Origin of the sequence: Pseudomonas sp. OE 28.3, from assembly GCF_014268205.2 — a bacterium.
Lineage (GTDB): Bacteria > Pseudomonadota > Gammaproteobacteria > Pseudomonadales > Pseudomonadaceae > Aquipseudomonas > Aquipseudomonas edaphica.
In genome coordinates, this window is record NZ_CP077082.1 from 4313625 (window position 1) to 4332933 (window position 19309).

The 19309-nt window shown below is 58.7% G+C and carries 17 protein-coding genes and 4 tRNA genes; 7 read left to right on the top strand and 14 right to left on the bottom strand.

Annotated features, from left to right (window positions below; genetic code table 11):
• Window positions 1-11: 11 nt before the first annotated feature.
• The gene (locus tag HU759_RS19275; protein ID WP_099550022.1) at window positions 12-908 is read right to left on the bottom strand and encodes a LysR family transcriptional regulator; all 897 of its coding nucleotides are present in this window, start codon (window positions 906-908) and stop codon (window positions 12-14) included.
• 117 nt (window positions 909-1025) lie between these two features.
• Here HU759_RS19275 and HU759_RS19280 point away from each other — a divergent pair, with 117 nt between their 5' ends.
• The 3 genes from HU759_RS19280 (at window position 1026) to nhaA (ending at window position 5015) form a co-directional block, all read left to right on the top strand.
• The gene (locus HU759_RS19280; RefSeq protein ID WP_170040754.1) at window positions 1026-2213 is read left to right on the top strand and encodes an MFS transporter; all 1188 of its coding nucleotides are present in this window, start codon (window positions 1026-1028) and stop codon (window positions 2211-2213) included.
• Between the two features lie 49 nt (window positions 2214-2262).
• Complete coding sequence (locus HU759_RS19285) at window positions 2263-3564, top strand: chloride channel protein (protein WP_026013645.1); 1302 nt, start codon at window positions 2263-2265, stop codon at window positions 3562-3564.
• Window positions 3565-3686: 122 nt separating this feature from the next.
• The gene (gene nhaA / locus HU759_RS19290) at window positions 3687-5015 is read left to right on the top strand and encodes a Na+/H+ antiporter NhaA (RefSeq protein ID WP_099550020.1); all 1329 of its coding nucleotides are present in this window, start codon (window positions 3687-3689) and stop codon (window positions 5013-5015) included.
• A 165-nt stretch (window positions 5016-5180) separates the two neighbouring features.
• Here the strand turns inward: nhaA and HU759_RS19295 are convergent, their stop codons facing one another.
• The 6 genes from HU759_RS19295 to tig form a co-directional block, all read right to left on the bottom strand.
• Window positions 5181-7055 (bottom strand): SurA N-terminal domain-containing protein, encoded by a 1875-nt coding sequence (locus HU759_RS19295; protein ID WP_169988169.1) that lies wholly within the window; start codon window positions 7053-7055, stop codon window positions 5181-5183.
• Window positions 7056-7287: 232 nt separating this feature from the next.
• Entirely contained in the window at window positions 7288-7560 is a 273-nt protein-coding gene (locus HU759_RS19300) for an HU family DNA-binding protein (protein ID WP_003174819.1), read from the bottom strand.
• A gap of 148 nt (window positions 7561-7708) precedes the next feature.
• Window positions 7709-10105 carry an endopeptidase La gene (lon, locus tag HU759_RS19305; protein ID WP_017136465.1) on the bottom strand — a complete coding sequence of 799 codons (2397 nt, stop codon included), beginning with the start codon at window positions 10103-10105 and terminating at the stop codon, window positions 7709-7711.
• Between the two features lie 199 nt (window positions 10106-10304).
• Window positions 10305-11588 (bottom strand): ATP-dependent Clp protease ATP-binding subunit ClpX, encoded by a 1284-nt coding sequence (gene clpX, locus HU759_RS19310; RefSeq protein ID WP_169988167.1) that lies wholly within the window; start codon window positions 11586-11588, stop codon window positions 10305-10307.
• A gap of 112 nt (window positions 11589-11700) precedes the next feature.
• Window positions 11701-12336, bottom strand: coding sequence for an ATP-dependent Clp endopeptidase proteolytic subunit ClpP (gene clpP, locus HU759_RS19315; protein ID WP_003174822.1), 636 nt, complete (start codon window positions 12334-12336; stop codon window positions 11701-11703).
• Window positions 12337-12427: 91 nt separating this feature from the next.
• The gene (gene tig / locus HU759_RS19320) at window positions 12428-13738 is read right to left on the bottom strand and encodes a trigger factor (RefSeq protein ID WP_017136463.1); all 1311 of its coding nucleotides are present in this window, start codon (window positions 13736-13738) and stop codon (window positions 12428-12430) included.
• A gap of 226 nt (window positions 13739-13964) precedes the next feature.
• On the opposite strand from tig, the gene HU759_RS19325 reads away from it, so the two are divergent.
• On the top strand, window positions 13965-14225 hold the full coding sequence (locus HU759_RS19325) for a hypothetical protein (protein WP_032865532.1): 261 nt from the start codon (window positions 13965-13967) through the stop codon (window positions 14223-14225).
• 2 nt (window positions 14226-14227) lie between these two features.
• On the opposite strand, the gene HU759_RS19330 is transcribed toward HU759_RS19325, so the two are convergent.
• From HU759_RS19330 to HU759_RS19350, 5 genes are all read right to left on the bottom strand, one after another.
• Window positions 14228-14821, bottom strand: a complete 594-nt coding sequence (locus HU759_RS19330; RefSeq protein ID WP_099550018.1) for an RNA polymerase sigma factor — start codon at window positions 14819-14821, stop codon at window positions 14228-14230.
• 169 nt (window positions 14822-14990) lie between these two features.
• Window positions 14991-15066: transfer RNA gene (locus HU759_RS19335), tRNA-His, on the bottom strand.
• Window positions 15067-15142: 76 nt separating this feature from the next.
• A tRNA-Leu gene (locus HU759_RS19340) sits at window positions 15143-15227 on the bottom strand.
• A gap of 56 nt (window positions 15228-15283) precedes the next feature.
• Window positions 15284-15359: transfer RNA gene (locus HU759_RS19345), tRNA-His, on the bottom strand.
• A gap of 32 nt (window positions 15360-15391) precedes the next feature.
• A tRNA-Arg gene (locus HU759_RS19350) sits at window positions 15392-15468 on the bottom strand.
• Window positions 15469-15744: 276 nt separating this feature from the next.
• Between HU759_RS19350 and folD the strand changes: the two genes are divergently transcribed.
• Together folD and pbpG are read left to right on the top strand one after the other, a co-directional pair.
• Window positions 15745-16599, top strand: a complete 855-nt coding sequence (gene folD / locus HU759_RS19355; RefSeq protein WP_017136461.1) for a bifunctional methylenetetrahydrofolate dehydrogenase/methenyltetrahydrofolate cyclohydrolase FolD — start codon at window positions 15745-15747, stop codon at window positions 16597-16599.
• 208 nt (window positions 16600-16807) lie between these two features.
• Complete coding sequence (gene pbpG, locus HU759_RS19360; protein WP_017136460.1) at window positions 16808-17731, top strand: D-alanyl-D-alanine endopeptidase; 924 nt, start codon at window positions 16808-16810, stop codon at window positions 17729-17731.
• Between the two features lie 111 nt (window positions 17732-17842).
• On the opposite strand, the gene HU759_RS19365 is transcribed toward pbpG, so the two are convergent.
• On the bottom strand, window positions 17843-18505 hold the full coding sequence (locus HU759_RS19365) for a peptidase C39 family protein (protein ID WP_017136459.1): 663 nt from the start codon (window positions 18503-18505) through the stop codon (window positions 17843-17845).
• Window positions 18506-18702: 197 nt separating this feature from the next.
• Here HU759_RS19365 and HU759_RS19370 point away from each other — a divergent pair, with 197 nt between their 5' ends.
• Window positions 18703-18864, top strand: a complete 162-nt coding sequence (locus HU759_RS19370) for a hypothetical protein (protein WP_017136458.1) — start codon at window positions 18703-18705, stop codon at window positions 18862-18864.
• Here the strand turns inward: HU759_RS19370 and HU759_RS19375 are convergent.
• Window positions 18861-19271 carry a hypothetical protein gene (locus HU759_RS19375; RefSeq protein ID WP_017136457.1) on the bottom strand — a complete coding sequence of 137 codons (411 nt, stop codon included), beginning with the start codon at window positions 19269-19271 and terminating at the stop codon, window positions 18861-18863. The genes HU759_RS19370 and HU759_RS19375 overlap by 4 nt on opposite strands.
• Window positions 19272-19309: the final 38 nt, after the last annotated feature.

Consider the following 19309-nt stretch of genomic DNA (forward strand, 5'->3'; position numbering starts at 1 on the left):
TCACAGCGTTATTACACCGCCTGCGCAGGGAAAAGCCCGGCAGACATATGGTCGATAAACACCCGCAGCTTGGCCGAGGCAAAGCGACTCGAGGGCCACAGCATCCAGAAACTGCCACGGTGGACCAGGTGCTCATCCAGCACCCGTTGCAGACGCCCCTGGCGCACCGCCTCCTTGACCATGAAGTCCGGCAGGCAGGCGATGCCCAAACCTTCGTGCACCACATAGTTGAGGGACTCGATGGTGGTGCTGATCAGCGGCGCACGTAACACCGGCTCCGCCACGCCGGGCACATGGCGCAGTGGCCAGGGTTCCAGCTTGCCGGTGGCGCAGAATTTGTGGCGCAGGCAGGCATGGTCGCTCAAGTCCTGCGGGTGTTGCGGGGTGCCGTATTGCGCCAGGTAGCCTGGCGAGGCCACCAACACCAGTTGGTAATGCCCCAGATGACGTGCCATCAGCCGCGAATCTTCCGGCTTGCCGGTACGAATCACCGCATCAAAACCTTCCTCGATCACGTCCACCATGCGGTCAGAAAAATCCACATCCAGCTCGATGTCCGGGTAGGCGCGCATAAAATCGCTGAGCACCGGCATCAACAGCCCACGCACCTGCGGCAAGCTGATGCGCAGCGTGCCTCGGGGCGTGGCGCCGGCCTCAGTCAGCTCCTGCTCGGCCGCCTCCACCTCGGCCAGAATCCGCCGCGAGCGCTCGAGGAACAACGCGCCTTCGCCGGTCAGGGTGACGCTGCGTGTGCTGCGATGAAACAGCCGCACGCCCAGGCGTTCTTCCATGCGCGCGATGCTTTTGCCCACCGCCGAAGATGACACCCCCAAAACGCGGCCAGCTGCGGTGAAGCTGCGGGTTTCCGCAACCTGCACGAACACCGAAAGGCCGCTCAGACTGTCCATTGCCCTACCCTTTTTTATTGCGGACGTTGACGTCCGATAAGTTCGGAACCTTAGCCTGTTTTTCCGCAACCCGCAGCCCCCTACTCTGCCTCCTGACCTTTTGCATGGAGACGCAACATGAGCGACTGCCCTTCGATTACCGGCCCGGCCGCCACGGCCGTAAAGGACGCACTGCCTCTCGCCGGCTTACTGGCGTTGGCGTGCGCAGGGTTTATCACGATTCTCACCGAGGCCATGCCGGCCGGGCTGCTGCCTCAGATGGGCGAAGGGCTGCAGGTTTCACAGGCGTTAGTCGGCCAACTGGTGACCCTGTATGCCCTTGGCTCGTTACTCGCGGCCATCCCCCTCACCCTACTGACCCGAGGCTGGCGGCGGCGCCCTTTGCTGCTGATTGCCATCGGCGGCTTTGCCTTGGTCAACAGCGTGACGGCACTGTCCACCCATTACGGGCTGACCCTGGCCGCGCGCTTTTTTGCCGGGGTGTTCGCCGGGTTGCTCTGGGCACTGCTGGCCGGGTACGCCAGCCGAATGGTGGCCCCGCACCTGCAAGGCCGGGCGATTGCGGTCGCCATGCTCGGCGCACCGCTGGCCTTGTCACTGGGTGTACCTGCCGGCACGTTCCTCGGCGCTGCGGTGGGCTGGCGCCTGAGCTTTGCAATCATGACCGGGCTGACGCTGTTGCTGTTGGTGTGGGCGCGCTGGCAACTGCCGGACTTCGCCGGCCAGCCGGAACAAAAGCGCCTGGGCTTGCGCCAGGTACTGAGCCTGCCAGGTATTCGTCCAGTGTTGTGGGTGACCTTTACCTACGTGCTGGCGCACAACATTCTCTACACCTACATCGCGCCGTTACTGGTGCCTGCCGGAATAGCCGCCGACATCGACCGGATACTGCTGGTATTCGGCTTGGCGGCCCTGTTGAGCATCTGGCTGACGGGCATGCTGATTGATCAACACTTGCGGCGCCTGCTGATCATCAGTTGCGTGATGTTCGCCGTATCGGCCCTGGCACTGGGCGTGTGGATGACCTCCACCCGTGCGGTGTATGCCAGCGTGGCGCTGTGGGGCCTGGCCTTTGGTGGCTTGCCGGCGCTGTTGCAAACGGCACTGGCCAAGTCTGCCGGCGACTCGGCTGACGCAGCGCAGTCAATGCTGGTGACGGTGTGGAACCTGGGAATTGCCGGCGGCGGGCTAGCAGGCGGTATGTTGCTACAAACATCGGGGGTGGCGTTGTTCCCGTGGGCGGTTGCCGGGTTGGTGCTTTTGGCATTGGCCGCGACACGGCGCATCGCGAGGACAAGCGCTTGATATACGGTTAATCTTGAAACACCCTGAAACTTATTCGGAATTCACCTGGGTGATCAAACCGTTCATTTCACTGCGCCGCCGCTTTACCTCGCTGCGTTGGCGCACCCGGATCACCCTGTGGGCCGGCGCCACCATCGCCGGGCTGATGGTGGTGATGTTTGCGCGCCTGGCTGACGTGGCGCTCACTCAGTTCGCCGAGCAATCCAGCGCCCATCCGTGGCTGCCCTTCCTCTACACACCGCTGGTGGGCATGCTGGTGGTGTGGCTGACCACACGTTTTTTTGCCGGAGCGCAAGGCAGTGGCATTCCCCAGGTCATCGCCGCTACTCGCCTGGCCAACAAAGGACAGGACGTCAGCAAGCTGGTGTCATTGCGCATCGCATTGGCCAAGATAGGCCTCGGAACACTGGCGTTGACCGGCGGTTTCTCTGCCGGGCGCGAAGGGCCGTCCGTGCAAGTGGCGGCATCGATCATGCATTTCTTTCATCGCTACCTGCCCAATGCACGCATCATCCGCAGCGAAGACTTGATCCTGGCCGGCGGCGCCGCCGGTATCGCCGCCGCGTTCAATACGCCGCTGGCCGGCGTCGCCTTCGCAGTAGAAGAATTGGGGCGCAAGCTAGAAACCCGCACCAGCGGGGTATTGCTCAGCACCATTATTTTGTCGGGGATGGTCGCCATCGCCCTGCAGGGCAATTACAACTATTTTGGCCACCTGGACGTTGAAGGGATCAAGCTCGACATCATTGTTCCGGTATTGGCGGCAGGCATCGGCTGTGGCGTGCTCGGCGGGCTGTTCAGTCGCATGCTGCTGTGGCCCCAGCGCTACCACAGGTTTGTGGTCTGGGAATGGCGGCGCGCCCACCCGGTTTGGTTCGCCGGGGCGTGTGGGCTGGTGGTCGCAATCCTGGGCTGGCTCAGCGGCGGGATGTCCTTCGGCAGCGGCTACGGGATTACTTCGCAGATCATTGCCGCCGATGTCGGCCTGCCGTGGCATGCGCCTGTCACGCGTTTTCTGGCGACGGTCGTGACGTATTTTTCCGGAATTCCGGGCGGCATTTTTGCCCCGTCGCTGGCCGTCGGCGCGGCCGTGGGCGCCAACGCAGCCGAGTTTTTCGCGCTGGCAGCGCAACCGATCATTGCGCTGTGCATGGTGGGCTTCCTGGCTGCCGTGACGCAATCGCCGATCACCTCGGCGATCATCGTAATGGAGATGATCGACAGCCACGGGATGGTGATCAGCCTGATGGCGGTGGCGCTGATTGCCAAAGCCGTCAGTTCGCGGATGGGGCCGGAGTTGTACCAGCAATTGGCGCGCGGGTTTCTGCACCCACCGACAAAAAGCCCTTAACCCTGACAACATTGTTTACAACTTATTCATCAACTTCCTATCATCACCCTGGGTGCGTGACTGCATAGGGCACAACGCAGGTTAAAGCAAAGCATTGGTCGGGCCGCCAATGGAGACTTGTCGTGCCCAAAAAACACCCTGCCATCCCTCGCCCCCAGGCATTGACCGAGGGCGCACTGTCGGCCCTTGAGCGGTTTTCACGCATCGAAGCCGTCAGCGGCATCGTCCTGTTGCTGGCGGCCATTGCAGCGTTGATCTGGGCCAACAGCCCGGCCGCCGCGTCCTACGAACACTTCTGGAACACCCCGATTACCCTCGGGCTGGGCGATTTCAGTGTGTCGCGCTCCCTGCACTTTCTGGTCAATGACGGCCTGATGACCATTTTCTTCCTGGTGGTAGGTGCGGAGATACGTCAGGAAATAAAGGACGGCGCACTCGCCAACCTGAAACTCGCGACCCTGCCGCTGGGCGCCGCACTGGGTGGCGTAGTGATGCCGGCCATTATCTACACCGCGCTCAACCATGGCACCGCCGCCGCGAGTGGCTGGGCCGTGCCCACCGCCACCGACATTGCCTTTGCCGTCGGCGTGCTGGCGCTGTTGGGCAAATCCATCCCCAGCGGTGTACGCGTCCTGCTGCTGGCACTGGCCATTATCGACGACATCGTTGCGATCCTGATCATTGCGGTGTTTTTCACTGCAAGCCTGGACTACATGGGTCTGGTGGTTGCCGCAGGTGGGTTAGCCCTGGTGTTGGTGTTCCAACGAATGGGCATCAGCAAGGCGGCGATCTATCTGCTGCCGGGGGCGATTGTCTGGTTCGGCCTGCTCAAGACCGGCGTGCACCCGACCCTCGCCGGGGTGATCCTGGGCCTGATGACGCCGGTCAGCTCCAAACCGACCACCGAACGCCCACTGGACACCATCGGCCGCACCTTCAACGAGCTGATGGATCGCCTCTCGCGACCGGCCGAAGACTCGCACCAGGTCGCCAAGCCGCTCAAGCAACTGCGCGAAGCCCAGCGCGAACTGATGCCGCCGGTGCAGCGCGTGCAGTCGGCGTTGCATCCGTGGGTCGCATTCGGTGTGATGCCGTTGTTCGCCCTGGCCAATGCCGGTGTCAGCTTGCAAGGCTTGAACCTTGAGCATCCGCTGCCCCATGGCGTGTTTATGGGCGTGATCTTCGCCCTGGTGATCGGCAAACCGTTGGGCGTGATGCTGGCGAGCATCACGCTGGTCAAACTCAATATCTGCAAGCTGCCCGACGGAGTCACCTGGAGCGGTGTCGGCCTGGTCGGCCTGCTGGCGGGGATTGGTTTTACCATGTCGATCTTTATCTCGTCCCTGGCCTTCTCCGACCCGGAACTGTTGGCAGCGGCCAAACTGAGTGTGCTGACGGCCTCGACCGTGGCAGCTGTGATTGGCTTGAGCTGGGGCAAACTGAAGTTCTGAGCCCGTCTGCGCGTCCCGCTTTCTGTACTTGCGTACGGGTGACGCAGAGAGTCACGGGATGCATTACCACGCAGAGTGTGGGAACGATCAGTTCTGAGCCGACAATTGCGCAAAAAAAAAGCCCCCGGTCCTTTCAGACCGGGGGCTTTTCTATTCAAACCAACATCAGAACTTCTTGATGTCAGCCTTGGTTTCCAACTGCTTGCGGTAGGCAGCAAAGTCCTGCTGGCCAATACGCGAGGCGAGGAAGCGGCGGTATTGCGCCTTTTCTTCGTCGGTAGGGGCTGCAGCTTCGTTGACGCCGTTCAAGCGCACGATCACCAGGCTACCGTCAGCCAGGGTCACGGTGGTGAAGGTCGGCTTGTCTTTGGCCGCAGGCTTAGGCATGCGGAACAGGGCTTGCAGCACGGCCGGCTCGATCGCTTCAGCGTTACGGGTCGCCGCTTCAGTGACCTTCCAGGCCTGGCCGTCGATCAGCTGGTTCAACGGGGTCTTGCCGTCACGCAGGCTGGCGATCAACTCGTCGGCATGGGTTTTGGCAGCCGCGATGGCGCGCTCTTTGGTCATCTGGGTGCGGATCGCAGCCGACACGCTTTCCAGCGGCAGTTGCGCAGGCTTCAGATGCTCTTTGGCACGCAGCACGATGATGGTTTCCGGGTCCAGCTCGATAGCGCTGCTGTTGGCACCTTCATCCAGCACTTCCGGGCTGAACGCTGCGGTGACCACGGCACGGTTGGCCGCAACACCTTCGCCACCTTCACGGCCAAACGGCGCGGACGTGTGCACGGTCAGCTTCAGGTCGGACGCCGGCTGAGCCAGGTCGGAGGCTTCGAATGCCGCGTCTTCCAATTGCTTGGTCGCTTCGACATAACGCTGCTCGACCTGCTGGGTCTTGAGCTCGCGGGTCAGCTTGTCTTTCAGGCTGGCAAACGATGGCACTTCAGGTGCTTCAACGCCCAACAGCTTGATCAAGTGCCAACCGAAAGTGGTGCGCACCGGCGCCGACACCTGGTCCTTGTTCAAGGCATACAGGGCGGTTTCGAAGTCCGGGTCGTAGACGCCAGGGCCGGCAAAGCCCAAGTCACCGCCATTGTTGGCCGAACCTGGATCCTGGGAGAACTCCTTGGCCAGGGCGTCGAACTTCTCGCCCTTGGCCAGGCGTGCCTGGATGTCTTCGATCTTGGCCTTGGCTTGCGCGTCGGTGGTCTTGTCGTTGACTTCGATCAGAATGTGCGCGGCACGACGCTGTTCAGCGAGGTTGGCGGTTTCTTTCTGATAGGCAGCCTGCAGCTCTTCGTCCTTGACGGTGACCTGGTCGAAGAAGGAAGACTTCTTCAGTTCCAGGTAATCGATGACCACTTGGTCCGGGGTCATGAACTCTTTGGCGTGCTTGTCGTAGTAAGCCTTGACCTCATCGTCGGTGAGCTTCACCGCCGCAGGGTCAGTCTTGATGTTGACGGTGGCAAAATCGCGGGTCTGTTTTTCCAGACGGGCGAAAGCCAGCACTTCGGCGTCGGTGACGAAACCGCTGCCGGCGATGCCTGCGCGAACCTGGCCGATCAGCATTTCCTGGGTCAGCATCTGACGGAATTGCATACGGGTGTAGCCCAGCTGACGGATCACCTGGTCAAAGCGTTCGGCACTGAACTTGCCGTCCACCTGGAATTCCGGCGTCTGCAGGATCACTTGGTCCAGCGCAGCTTCAGAGAAGCCGAACTTGGAATCAGCGGCGCCTTGCAGCAACAGCTTGCGATCGATCAGGCCCTTCAGAGCCGCTTCGCGCAGCAGTTTTTCGTCCAGCAGCGAAGCATCGAAATCCTTGCCCAGCTGTTGCATCAGCTGGCGACGTTGCATGTCAACGGCCTGGCCCAGTTCGGTCTGGGTGATTTCTTCACCGTTGACCTTGGCCACGTCCTGCTTGTTGTTACCCGAAGCCTGGAAAATGGCCTCGATACCGGTGAACGCCATCAATGCGACGATGATCCCGATAATGGTCTTGGCAATCCAGCCTTGTGAATTGTCCCTGATATTTTGCAGCATGCGTCCCCCAGAAACGGTTGATCTTCAAAAATTAGGCAACCGTGGAGCGTGGGTAGAGTCCGGATAGAAGAAAGGCGCATCCGAGGATGCGCCTTCTCGTAACTGGCGGAGCGGACGGGGTTTTGAACCAACACCCCAGGCCCTGGCGACCCGATGGATACGTGGGTCAGCTGCCGCTCCGCTGCCAGGCCAGACCTGCGTCTGACCCGGGTAGGCAAGGCTTGAACGAAGCTTAGTTAACCGCTTCTTTCAGGGCTTTACCGGCTTTGAAACCTGGTTTTTTGGCAGCAGCGATTTGCAGTGCTTTGCCAGTCTGTGGGTTACGGCCAGTGCGAGCTGGGCGGTCAGTCACAGAGAAAGTACCGAAGCCTACCAGTACCACGGAGTCGCCGGCCTTCAGAGCGCCAGTGACGGATTCGATTACTGCGTCCAGCGCACGGCCAGCAGCAGCTTTCGGGATATCAGCGGATGCGGCGATAGCATCAATCAGTTCCGACTTGTTCACTCTAAGTCCCCTTATATATCTATTGAGTATGATTCTAAGTTTTTTGGTGAAAGCAAAAACCAGTGCTGAATGGCCTACAGACACTTAAGAGCCGCTTTATAACAAGGGCTCTAAAAAGCTGTCAAGGAAGCCCCCAGGCTCATTCGCATTAATGCGTGCTAATTCTTTCCTTGGAATCGGACTCGCGTTTTTCGTCCTTCGCGACAATCTCCGGAGCCACATCCGGCAAGGGCTCCGGCGCGTATTGCAACGCAATTTGCAGGACCTCGTCAATCCATTTAACCGGTTTAATCTGAAGATCCTGCTTGATATTGTCAGGAATTTCCTTCAAGTCGCGAACATTCTCTTCCGGAATGATCACGGTCTTGATACCGCCTCGGTGTGCAGCGAGCAATTTCTCTTTCAGACCACCGATGGCCAATACCTGACCCCGCAGGGTAATTTCCCCGGTCATCGCCACATCGGCACGCACAGGAATGCCAGTCAGTGCCGACACCAGTGCCGTGCACATGCCTACACCGGCGCTAGGGCCGTCTTTGGGGGTCGCCCCTTCCGGCATGTGGATGTGGGTGTCGTGCTTCTCGTGGAAGTCCAGGGGGATCCCCAGGCTCTTGGCGCGGCTGCGCACCACGGTCTGCGCGGCGGTGATCGATTCGACCATCACATCACCCAACGAACCGGTCTTGATAAGCTGGCCTTTGCCCGGGATAACCGCCGCTTCGATGGTCAGCAGTTCGCCGCCCACCTGGGTCCACGCCAGGCCCGTCACCTGCCCTACCTGATCCTGCTGCTCAGCCAGGCCGTAACGGAATTTCTTCACGCCCAGGAAGTGCTCCAGGGAATCGGCAACCACCTTCACCGAGAAGCGTTTTTCCAGCGAGTGCTCCTTGACCGCTTTGCGGCAGATCTTCGCAATCTGACGCTCAAGGCCACGCACACCGGCTTCGCGGGTGTAGTAACGCACGATGTCGCGGATCGCTTCGACGTCAAATTCGATCTCGCCCTTTTTCAGGCCATTGGCCGAAATCTGCTTGGGCGCGAGGTATTTGACGGCGATGTTGATCTTCTCGTCTTCGGTGTAACCCGGCAGACGAATCACCTCCATCCGGTCCAGCAGGGCTGGCGGGATGTTCATGGAGTTGGAGGTGCACAGGAACATTACGTCGGACAAGTCGTAGTCGACTTCCAGGTAATGGTCGTTGAAATTGTGGTTCTGCTCGGGGTCGAGCACTTCGAGCAACGCCGAGGCCGGATCGCCACGCATGTCGCTGCCCATTTTGTCGATTTCATCGAGCAGGAACAGCGGGTTGCGCACACCCACCTTCGTCATCTTTTGAATCAATCTTCCTGGCATCGAACCGATGTACGTACGGCGATGGCCACGAATTTCCGCTTCATCACGCACACCGCCAAGGGCCATGCGCACAAATTTACGGTTGGTGGCACTGGCAATCGACTCGGCCAGGGAAGTTTTACCTACACCCGGAGGGCCGACCAGGCACAACACCGGGCCACGAATTTTCTTCACGCGCTTTTGCACGGCGAGGTATTCGAGGATGCGTTCTTTGACTTCTTCGAGGCCGTAGTGGTCGGCGTCAAGGATCTCTTCGGCACGGGCCAGGTCCAGGCGCACTTTGGTCTGAGCTTTCCACGGCACCTGCACCAGCCAGTCGATGTAGGAACGCACCACGGTGGCTTCGGCCGACATTGGCGACATTTGCTTGAGCTTGTTCAGCTCAGCCATGGCCTTGGTCAGGGCGTCTTTAGGCAGGCCGGCGGCGTCGATGCGCTTTTTCAGCTCTTCGACTTCGTTGTGGCCTTCTTCGCTGTCGCCGAGTTCTTTCTGAATGGCCTTCATCTGCTCATTCAGGTAGTACTCGCGCTGGCTGCGCTCCATTTGTTTCTTCACGCGACCACGGATGCGCTTCTCAACCTGCAGCAGGTCGATTTCACCATCCAGCAGCGCCAGCACGTGTTCAACACGGGCCGGCAGGTCGATGATTTCGAGGATGTCCTGCTTCTGCTCGATCTTGAGCGCCATGTGCGCGGCCATGGTGTCGACCAGGCGGCTTGGCTCATCGATGCTGTTGAGGGACGACAGCACTTCAGCCGGGACTTTCTTGCCCAGTTGCACATACTGCTCGAACTGCGAGAGCAGGCTGCGCACAAACACTTCGGATTCGCGCTCAGGGGCTTCGACTTCGTCGATCAGCGCCACTTCGGCGCGCAGGTGACCGTCCACCTCCATGAAGCGCTCGACCGCACCACGCTGCTCGCCTTCGACCAGCACCTTGACGGTGCCATCGGGCAACTTGAGCAATTGCAGAACAGTCGCAACGGTACCGACCCGATACAGGGCATCTTCGCCTGGATCATCATCAGCAGGATTCTTCTGGGCCAACAGCAGGATCTGCTTGTCGCCCGTCATCGCAGCCTCGAGGGCTTCGATAGACTTCTCGCGCCCCACGAACAGCGGGATAACCATGTGCGGATAGACGACGACATCACGCAACGGCAGGAGAGGCAATTCAATGGTTGTCTTCATGATTTCGCCTCTATGACAGTTGAAAAATTAGCTTGAAACCAAGATGGGGGCTGTACGCAAAAAAAACAAGCTCAATGCCAGCAGTTAAACGCATGAATAAACGCGAATTTAACCGCAAAACACAAACCGCCCCGAAAAACCGCCACATAAAAAGAAAGGGCCTCGAAAGGCCCTTGCTTGTACTGCGACGGCTTGACGCTTACGCGTCAGGTGCAACCTTGGCAGCCGGCTCACTGTTTTCGTAGATATACAGTGGCTTGGATTTGCCTTCGATAACGCTTTCGTCGATCACCACCTTGCTCACCTCGGATTGCGAGGGGATTTCGTACATGGTGTCGAGCAACACGCCTTCGAGGATCGAACGCAGGCCACGTGCACCGGTCTTGCGCTCCAGTGCCCGCTTGGCCACTGATTTGAGCGCGTCGGTACGGAACTCGAGGTCTACACCTTCCATCTCGAACAGCTTGGCGTATTGCTTGGTCAGGGCGTTTTTCGGCTCGGTGAGGATCTGAATCAGAGCAGCCTCATCCAGCTCGTCCAACGTGGCCAGGACCGGCAGACGGCCAACGAATTCCGGGATCAGACCGAACTTGACCAGATCGTCAGGCTCGACTTCACGCAGGGACTCGCCCACCTTCTTGCCTTCTTCCTTGCTGCGCACTTCTGCACCGAAGCCGATGCCGCCACGGGTGGAACGTTGCTGAATAACCTTTTCCAGCCCCGAGAAAGCACCGCCACAGATGAACAGGATGTTGCGCGTATCAACCTGAAGGAATTCCTGCTGCGGGTGCTTGCGGCCGCCTTGTGGCGGTACGGAAGCAACCGTGCCTTCGATCAGTTTCAACAGGGCTTGCTGCACGCCTTCACCGGAAACGTCCCGAGTGATCGACGGGTTGTCGGACTTGCGCGAAATCTTGTCGATTTCGTCGATGTAGACAATACCCATCTGGGCCTTCTCTACGTCGTAGTCGCACTTTTGCAGCAGCTTCTGAATGATGTTCTCGACATCTTCACCCACGTAGCCAGCCTCGGTGAGGGTGGTGGCGTCGGCGATGGTGAATGGAACGTTCAGCAGACGAGCGAGGGTTTCTGCAAGCAGGGTTTTACCCGAGCCTGTAGGACCGATCAGCAAGATGTTGCTCTTGCCGAGTTCGACTTCGTCGCCTTTCTTGTCACGCTGGTTCAAGCGCTTGTAGTGGTTGTACACCGCTACCGCCAAAACCTTTTTTGCACGCTCTTGACCAATCACATACTGATCAAGGATGCCGCTGATTTCTTTAGGCGAAGGCAATTTATGCGCGCTGCTCTCGGCCTGGGCTTCCTGCACCTCCTCGCGGATGATGTCATTGCACAGGTCGACGCACTCGTCGCAGATAAACACCGAGGGGCCGGCAATCAATTTGCGTACTTCATGCTGGCTTTTGCCGCAGAAGGAGCAATAGAGCAGCTTGCCGTTGTCCTCGCCGTTGCGGGTGTCAGTCATTCGTTCGATCCAAATCCGATAGGCTTGCAACACAAGATGAAGGCTTATGCGGGCTTTTTCAAGCCCGCCGGTGGTCGGACATGCCGACCAGCCTTATTTTGAGGTGCTTATATTAAGCGGGGCGCTTTTCGATCACTGCGTCGATCAACCCGTATTCACGAGCAGCTTCAGCGCTCATGAAATTGTCGCGGTTGGTATCACGCTCGATTTCTTCCAGGGTGTGCCCGCTGTGTTTGGCCATCAGCGTGTTCAGACGCTCACGAATAAACAGGATTTCCTTGGCGTGGATTTCGATGTCCGATGCCTGGCCCTGGAAACCGCCCAACGGCTGGTGAATCATCACGCGCGAGTTCGGCAGGCAGTAACGCTTGCCCTCGGCACCTGCGGTCAGCAGGAAAGCGCCCATGCTGCAGGCCTGGCCGATGCACGTGGTCGACACGTTTGGCTTGATGAACTGCATGGTGTCGTAGATCGACATGCCTGCAGTAACCGAGCCGCCCGGGGAGTTGATGTAAAGATGGATGTCCTTGTCCGGGTTTTCCGCTTCAAGGAACAGCAGTTGCGCGCAGATCAGGTTGGCCATGTAGTCCTCTACCGGGCCGACCAGAAAAATCACTCGCTCCTTGAGCAGGCGCGAGTAGATGTCATAGGCGCGTTCGCCACGAGCAGATTGCTCGACAACCATCGGGACCAAGCCGCCAGCGGCCTGGATATCAGAGTTCTGCTGAATATAGGAATTACGGAACATGCTCTGCAGTTACTCCCAAATAGTCATGTCTTGAAAACGCATAAGCCAGCGCGAGGCTGGCTTATGGTTATATTTCGAACGAGTTGGACAATCAGTCGGCTTGTGCTGCTTCCGCCGGTTTGACTGCTTCTTCGTAAGAGACCGCTTTGTCGGTCACCTTAGCCTTCTGCAGAACAGTATCCACAACTTGTTCTTCCAGCACAACCGAACGTACTTCGTTCAGTTGCTGGTCGTTCTTGTAGTACCAAGCCACGACCTGCTCAGGCTCCTGGTAGGCCGAAGCCATTTCCTGGATCATTTCGCGAACGCGATCTTCGTCAGGCTTGAGGTCGAATTGCTTGACCACTTCAGCCACGACCAGACCCAGCACAACGCGGCGCTTGGCTTGCTCTTCGAACAGCTCGGCCGGCAGCTGGTCAGGCTTGATGTTGCCACCGAACTGCTGAACCGCTTGAACGCGCAGGCGATCCACTTCGTTGGACAGCAGGGCCTTGGGCACTTCGATCGGGTTGGCGGCCAGCAGACCATCCATCACCTGGTTCTTGACCTTGGACTTGATGGCCTGACGCAGCTCACGCTCCATGTTCTTGCGAACTTCGGTACGGAAGCCGTCGATGCCGGTTTCCTTGATACCGAACTGGGCGAAGAATTCTTCGTTCAGCTCAGGCAGCTTAGGCTCGGAAACACTGTTGACGGTCACGGTGAACTCGGCGGCTTTGCCGGCCAGGTCCAGGTTCTGGTAGTCAGCAGGGAAAGTCAGGTTCAGAACGCGCTCTTCACCGGCCTTGGCGCCAACCAGGCCGTCTTCGAAGCCCGGGATCATGCGGTTGGAACCCAGCACCAGCTGGGTGCCCTTGGCGGAGCCGCCAGCGAATGCTTCGCCGTCAACCTTGCCAACGAAATCGATGTTCAGCTGGTCTTCGTTCTGGGCGGCACGGTCGGCCACTTCAAAACGGGTGTTCTGCTTGCGCAGGATTTCCAGCATGTTGTCCAGGTCGGCATCTGCCACGTCAGCGCTCAGGCGCTCAACGGCGATGTCTTCGAAACCGGCAACGGTGAATTCCGGGAACACTTCGAATACGGCAACGTATTCCAGGTCTTTACCGGCTTCCAGGGACTTAGGCTCGATCGAAGGCGAACCCGCTGGGTTCAGCTTGTGCTCGACAACGGCTTCGTAGAAGGAAGCCTGGATCACGTCACCAACAGCTTCCTGACGCGCATCGGCACCAAAACGACGCTTGATTTCACTCATTGGCACTTTGCCTGGACGGAAACCAGCGATCTTGGCCTTTTGGGCAGTCTGCTGCAGACGCTTGTTGACCGCAGTCTCAATACGCTCTGCCGGCACGGTGATGCTCAGGCGGCGCTCGATGGCAGTAGTATTTTCAACAGAAACTTGCATGGATATTCCTCGTTGCACAGACGTTAGCCGGCCGTTTCCGACCCCAGAATCAAGGGCATGCATTCTAGTGGGTCAAACTCAAGAAGTCACCCTACTGAAAACGGGTGGAAAAACAGCAGGCCATTTATAGGTTCAAGTGCACGCATGCACCTCATCCCGTTAGCAAATACAGCGCATCTCGCCAGGGCTCTAGCGCCAGCCCTTCTATATATATAGAAGAGGCTGGATGCACACCCCGGCGAGCGACCCTGCAAGCAAGGTCGAAGGGTGTGGCAGCAGCATCGAGAAACACAAATACGATGAAACGCCCTACCCTGGAAACTCAAAACACTCAAACAAAAACGGCACAGCCCTTTTTCAGGTACTGCGCCGTTATTCGCTATTAAATAGCTGTACCGACCCTTATATAGCCGCGGATCAGTTCTACACGCTCAAAACCGGCAACGATTCTAACGCCAAGGCATTGAGAATGCTTGTTTTTTCTTGACGTCAATCAACGCCACAGGCCTGATGCCGGTCGATGGCGGCAAAAACCCGACTGCGCGCCCGGTGCAGCAGCACCCGCGCATTGCACAGACTGACGCCCAGCAACTCGGCAATCTCCTCAAGCTCAAGCCCTACCCGCTCACGCAGCACAAGCGCAGCGCTCTGAAGCGTCGACAGTTCCTGCAACGCGCGCTCGATACAGGCGCGCAGTTCGTCTTCACTGACCAGCGCCTCGGGCGTATCTTCATGCCAGCCCGCCGGTGCCGACAGCCACTGGCCACTGGCGGCGCAAAAGCGCTCCTGACCCTGCGAGTCATCGAAAAACACTTCGCGCCGACTCCGACCATAGCGGCCCTTGGCTTTATTGGCCGTAATCGTCAGCACCCAGGTCTTGAGGCTGGAGCGCCCCTGAAAACCACTCAGCCCGCGCACAATCGCCAACCAGGCATCCTGCACCACATCATCGACATGCCGATGCCCGGCGATCGCCGAAGCCACCGCACGCATGGCGCCCTGATGAGTTTTGACCAGGTCGCAATAGGCCGATTGCTCCCCCAACAGCAGGCGCCCGAGCAAATGCGCCTCGCCAACCGCCATTCCCTGACTTTGATCCTGCTGTTGTGCCAACATTTTTCAGACCCTCCACGTAGCAGCGGATGAGGATCCAGGCCCATCCACGGCCATCCTCGTCAGTACATACGCGGCAGGGCATTTTTTGGATGCAAAAAAAAAGCGCCAGATCATTGATCTGGCGCTTTTTAAAATATGGGGTGGACGAAGGGGATCGAACCCTCGACAACGGGAGTCACAATCCCGTGCTCTACCAACTGAGCTACGCCCACCATATTGCTTCAACAAGGAACTCGAACACCTTCCTTGTCTGGCCTCACCCTGCCTGATGGCTGGGTGACGCTTAATTGGTGCGGATGAAGAGACTCGAACTCTTACGCCTCGCGGCGCTGGAACCTAAATCCAGTGTGTCTACCAATTCCACCACATCCGCGCTTGAAACTCTTAAAGCAAAGGCGCCAGATGATTAATCTGGCGCCTTTCTAAATATGGGGTGGACGAAGGGGATCGAACCCTCGACAACGGGAGTCACAATCCCGTGCTCTACCAACTGAGCTACGCCCACCATATAGCGCTACTTGTGCCAAAGCTGCCTAATGGCGCACCCGGCAGGACTCGAACCTGCGACCATCCGCTTAGAAGGCGGATGCTCTATCCAGCTGAGCTACGGGCGCCTTATTAATCTGTACTCGTTGAAGATTACAAACTAAGTGCTTCCAGCCTTGCAGAACAGCTCTATCTGCTCGACCTTCTTAACCAGTGCTAGGCTGTGCCCGACAAGTGCGACGAATAGTATAGACGGCCTTGATACCCGTCAAATCTTTTTTGAAAAAAACTGATTTTATTTAAGGGGTTAGGGCAATTTGCAGACCAAGCGCCTTTGCCCTCACGTCATGGCGTGCGAGAATGCGCGCACTTTTCTTCCCCCTCTCGATGGTTAATCACGCGTAATGACTGCACAACTTATCGACGGCAAATCAATCGCCGCCAGCCTGCGCCAGCAGATCGCCAAACGAGTCACCGAGCGCCGCCTGCAAGGTCTGCGCACGCCTGGCCTCGCGGTGATCCTGGTCGGCAGCGATCCTGCCTCTCAGGTTTATGTCTCGCACAAGCGTAAAGACTGTGAAGAGGTCGGCTTTATTTCCAAGGCCTACGACTTGCCTTCCGAGACCACCCAGCAGGCGCTTACCGACCTGATCGACGGCCTCAACGACGACCCGGCCATTGACGGTATCCTGCTGCAACTGCCACTGCCCGAGCACCTGGACGCCTCCAAACTGTTGGAGCGCATCCGCCCGGACAAAGACGTCGACGGCTTCCACCCCTATAACGTCGGCCGCCTGGCCCAACGCATCCCGCTGCTGCGCCCCTGCACCCCGAAGGGCATCATGACCCTGCTGGAGAGCACCGGCGTCGATCTGTACGGTCTGGATGCCGTAGTCGTTGGTGCCTCCAACATTGTTGGCCGCCCTATGGCCATGGAGCTGCTGCTGGCCGGCTGCACCGTGACTGTCACCCACCGTTTCACCAAAGACCTCGCCGGCCATGTTGGCCGTGCCGACCTGGTGGTGGTTGCCGCGGGCAAGCCGGGCCTGGTCAAGGGCGAGTGGATCAAGGAAGGCGCGATCGTGATCGATGTGGGCATCAACCGTCAGGACGACGGCAAGCTGGTCGGCGACGTGGTGTACGAAACCGCCCTGCCCCGTGCCGGCTGGATCACCCCGGTACCCGGCGGTGTCGGCCCGATGACCCGTGCGTGCCTGCTGGAAAACACCCTGTATGCCGCAGAAAGCCTGCACGGCTAATAACCTGCCGTACTGAAAAAGCCCTGCCTTATCGCAGGGCTTTTTATTGAATGGCTAAAAACCCTTTTTTCTTAGTTTTTAAGCACTTTCGTCTGGATCTAGAAGAACATTCGACAGTTCTTCGTCCATACTCCTAAAATGTAACGGCATTTATCAAAAAACCGTTCTCGAACGGCATTTTCCTTACTTTTTTAGCGAGTTCACCCGCGTGAAAATTCGTCTCTCTCTTGTCAGCCTATTTTTTGCATTTACAGGCACCTTCGCGCACGCCAGCGAAACCACCCTCGCCCCGCGTGATACTTCAAAACTGCAGATTGCTTCCGGCAGCGCCATCCTGGTCGACCTGCAGACCAACAAAGTCATCTATTCCAGCAACCCCGACGTGGTGGTGCCAATTGCCTCCGTCAGCAAGCTGATGACCGGCCTGATCGTGCTCGAAGCCAAACAGAACATGGATGAGTACATCGACATCAACATCAAGGACACGCCAGAAATGAAAGGCGTGTTCTCCCGGGTGAAAATCGGCAGCGAAATGCCGCGCAAGGAAATGCTGCTGATCGCCCTGATGTCCTCGGAAAACCGCGCCGCCGCCAGCCTGGCCCACCACTACCCGGGCGGCTACCCGGCGTTTATTGCAGCGATGAACGCCAAGGCCAAGGCACTGGGCATGACCAGCACGCACTACGTGGAGCCCACCGGCCTGTCGATTCACAACGTGTCCACCGCCCGCGACCTGAGCAAGCTGCTGGCCGCCGCGCGTAAATACCCGATGCTGAGCCAACTGAGCACCACCAAGGAAAAGACCGTGGCGTTCCGCAAGCCCAACTACACCTTGGGCTTCTCCAACACCGATCACCTGATCAACCGCGCCAACTGGGATATCAAGCTGACCAAGACCGGCTTCACCAACCAGGCCGGCCACTGCCTGGTGCTGGTGACCAGCATGGGCAACCGCCCGGTGTCGCTGGTGATCCTTGATGCGTTCGGCAAGTTCACCCACTTTGCCGATGCCACGCGTATCCGCAACTGGGTCGAAACGGGGCGCGGCGGTTCGGTGCCGGACGTGGCCTTGCGCTACAAGGCCGACAAGAACCTGAAGAATCGCCCGAACGCCGCTGAAGTACGCCGCTGAATAATGTGGGAGCTGGCTTGCCTGCGATAGCATCAACGCGGTGCAACAGATAAACCGAGTTGCCTGCATCGCAGGCAAGCCAGCTCCCACAGGCTATAGCCTTCAGCGTTTTTACTTTCTTTCCGCCAATACCTTGAGCGCCTGCGCAGCCGCCTGCTCCTGCCCGGCCTGCGCCGTGGCATTGGCAGAATCGCGCCAGCGCTGCACATCCACATTCGCCGGCAACTGGCTCGGGCGCTGGGTCAAAATCGCCCAGTGCCCCGCGCTCTTCCACGCCGACTCAAAATTACTGAAGCTCATCAACAGCCGTCGGTCCATGCCCGAGCGCAGCAGCACGGTGCTTTTCTGCTGATTGAACCCCACCACCACGACATAACGCGTGCCCGACCACATGCTCGGGTTGATCCGCGCCATCACCGGGTAACCCGCCGCCACTTGCGCCAGCACGGCCGTCAGCTGGCTGTCCAGCGGGTACACCATCAGCCCGTATTCACGCGCCAGCACCTGCATATTGCGCTCAAGGTTCGCCTCGCCACCCGGTAAGTGCAGCGGTTTGTCCAGCAAGCCGGGTGTCATGACAATGCCTTGTTGCGACAGCATGCTGGCTAAAGCTGAAGGACCGCTCTGATAGGCCTCGCTGCGATACGCCGGCACACCCGTGAGTTCAACGCGCTCCGGCAACCCCGCCAGTTTCGACGGGTGCCCGGAACACGCCGCCAGCCCGAGGGCGCACGCCAGCAGCAAGGAGGTTTTAACGTTCGAGCGTAAGCGCAATTTTTTACTCTCTTGATCAACGGCCGGTAAGGGCCCAGATCATAGCCCAATCGCGTTTAGGGAGTAGCGACAGGCTGCTGATATAGCCAACAAGTTGGACCGATTCGACCATTGGTCAATAGCACGCAACCGTCAGCTGGCTAGACTGTCCATTGAGAAGACTGTGTGTGCCCCCAGCGGGGCGAAAGGAGGCCAGAATGAGCCTTGCAACAACGATTTTCCTGTTGGTCTGCGGTTGGCTGTCAGTAGCCGCCGCCATGCTGTGGGGCGTGATGCGCGTAACGCGTCGGCATCACCACCCCCATGTCACACCGGCTGCACCCGCCAAGCCGCACAAGGCCGCGGTGCATCACGCCTAGCCAGGCATGCAACTGAAGTCTTGAGTCGCGGCCACTTCCTTGCCGCGACCGTCCTTGAGCACGGCACGCACGGTAGTGCCCAGGCTGGATTCCACCAGCGTGTAGTGCTCACCCGCCTTGAAGTTCTTGTACTCGACCCGGCCCTGGCAGTCTTGCTGGTTGTCGTCGCCCGGCTCTTCTTCAAACAGTGTCACATCCAAACGATGGCCCCCCGGCGTCACTTCAAAATAGCGACCGTCATCCACGCGGTGGCCGTCGACGCGCTCGGCCATCAGGTCATTTGGCGCTTCTTCCTTCAGACCAATCCATGCCTCGCTCGGGTCAGCTTTAGGGATGGGGCCGGCGCAGGCTGACAACAACAAAACAACACCAAGCGCGGGGATCAACAACAGAGGTTTGAATGACATGGCAGGGCTCCAAAGGGCATCAGTAAAAACGTTGAAGG